Consider the following 2,316-nt stretch of genomic DNA (forward strand, 5'->3'; position numbering starts at 1 on the left):
GCGGAGACATAATTTCGTAAGTTCTTTTATCTTTTAACATTCCGTCCTGATGAATACCCGATTCATGTGCAAAAGCATTTATACCGACAATAGCTTTATTCGGTTGAACCGTAATTCCGGTTAAATTTGAAACCAATTTGCTTGATTTATATATTTCTTTTGTTTTTATATTGTAATTAACGGGATAAAATAAAGGTTTTGTTTTTATTGCCATTACAATTTCTTCTATTGCGGCATTACCTGCACGTTCACCTATACCGTTTACGGTACATTCAATTTGCCTTGCACCGTTTTCTATTGCAGCCAAAGAATTTGCAACACCCAACCCCAAATCGTTATGACAATGAACGCTTATAACGGCTTTATCTATATTTTTTACTCTTTGTTTTATCGTTGCAATAAGTTTACCGAACTCAGACGGTATTGCATAACCTACCGTATCGGGAATATTTACCGTTGTTGCACCCGCATCAATAACGGCTTCAACAATTGAACATAAATAATCTATATCGCTTCTGCTTGCATCTTCTGCGGAAAATTCCACATCGTCACAAAAACCTTTTGCAAGCTTAACGGCGGCAACAGCCATATCAAAAACCTGTTGTCTTGTTTTTTGTAATTTTTTTTCTATATGCAAATCCGACGTTGCAATAAATGTATGAATTCTCGGCTTTTTTGAATATTTTATTGCATTCCAGCAAGTAGTAATATCTTTTGTATTTGCTCTTGAAAGCCCGCAAATAACGGGACCTTTAACCTGCTGTGCAATGGATTTTACGGATTCGAAATCCCCTTGGCTTGATACGGGAAAACCGGCTTCTATAATATCTACATTCATAGCGGCAAGTTGCTGTGCAACAAGCAGCTTTTCCTGAAAAGTTAAACTTGCACCCGGTGATTGTTCCCCGTCTCTTAATGTCGTATCAAAAAAAACTACCGTATCTTTTTTATTCTTTTTAATCATTATTTATTTCCTTTTTTTTAAATTTTGATAATGCTTTTCTTATTTTATGCCCCCTTACAAGCAATACAACAAAACCCGACAAAACATAAAGTAAGAAAATTATAAAAATGGTATTTTGAGGATAAGCGCAAATAAGCGCTATAAAAACTATTGCCAAGAAAAATACCTGTATGGATTTCGGTCTTGTCCATTTAATATGTTTAAATGCCCCGTAAGGAACGGTAGATACCATTAAAAAAGCAAGCAACAACATTATAACAGGCATTGCATTAAAGAAAAACGGCATTTTTTTCATAAGCAAAGGAATTGTTTTAAAATTTAATACAGTTCCGTCGAATATTTCGTAACTTAAAACAAAAGAAGCAATAAGCCCTGCCGATGCAGGAGTAGGAAGCCCTGAGAAAGTATCACTTTTTGATTTTGTTTTATCTTGCGGTTCCATTGCTTTTACATTAAATTTTGCAAGCCGTGTAGCACTTGCAACAACAAAAATAACCGCAATTGCAATACCTGCATTTGCCATTGTATTTAAAACCAATTGATACATTAAAACCGCAGGTGCAACACCGAAAGAAACCAAATCGCATAAAGAATCAAATTCCATACCGAATTTACTCATCGTTTTGGTAATCCTTGCAACCCTGCCGTCACTCATATCAAATAAAATGGCAAGAATTATAAACCATGCGGCAGCATTTATATTTCCGTTTATGGCATATATTACCGACAAAAAACCCGATGCTAAATTTCCTGCCGTAAATAAACTCGGTAAAACATATAAACCTTTTCTTAAAGAAGGCATTTTAAACTCCAATGTAAAATTTGTAAAACAAATTTTTAGTTTATCAGGTTATATTCTCAAACTATAAACCAAAATAAAATTGCTTTGCAATTTTATTTTATCACTGCAAATATACTAAGCCCAGATGTTACTTTATCCCCGACTTTTACACGAACATCATAACCTTTAGGCATAAGTAAATCTACCTGAGAACTAAATTTAATAACACCTATTTTATCACCCTGCTTTATAACATCGCCGGGCTTTACCCAAGCAACACATCTTCTTGCAAGAATACCCGCAATTTGTTTTATAATAAATGTTCCGTTTTCATTTTCTATAGTTATAATATTTTGTTCGTTTTCAATATAAGCTTCCGGTAAATGTGCTTTTAAAAATTTACCCGGTTTATGTTCAACCGATTTTACTGTGCCTGAAATTGATGCCCTTTGCAAATGAACATTAAATACCGACATAAAAACTCTAACCTCGGTTTGTCCGTTTTCATTTTCAATAACATCCATAACCGTTCCGTTGCACGGTGACAAAATAAAATTTTTATCTTCGTTAA

At 34.1% G+C, this 2,316-nt stretch carries 3 protein-coding genes; all 3 read right to left on the minus strand.

Annotation, left to right across the window (positions count from 1 at the left end):
* Positions 1-964 (minus strand): 2-isopropylmalate synthase (locus ACMUOV_RS03965; RefSeq protein WP_413853818.1); only part of this gene is annotated, 964 nt, incomplete at its 3' end.
* On the minus strand, positions 957-1,766 hold the full coding sequence (gene pssA, locus ACMUOV_RS03970; RefSeq protein ID WP_413853819.1) for a CDP-diacylglycerol--serine O-phosphatidyltransferase: 810 nt from the start codon (positions 1,764-1,766) through the stop codon (positions 957-959). The genes pssA and ACMUOV_RS03965, both read right to left, overlap by 8 nt.
* 92 nt (positions 1,767-1,858) lie before the next feature.
* Positions 1,859-2,316 (minus strand): phosphatidylserine decarboxylase (locus ACMUOV_RS03975; protein ID WP_413853820.1); only part of this gene is annotated, 458 nt, incomplete at its 5' end.

Source organism: Candidatus Ruminimicrobium bovinum (genome assembly GCF_902760015.1).
GTDB lineage: Bacteria > Elusimicrobiota > Endomicrobiia > Endomicrobiales > Endomicrobiaceae > Ruminimicrobium > Ruminimicrobium bovinum.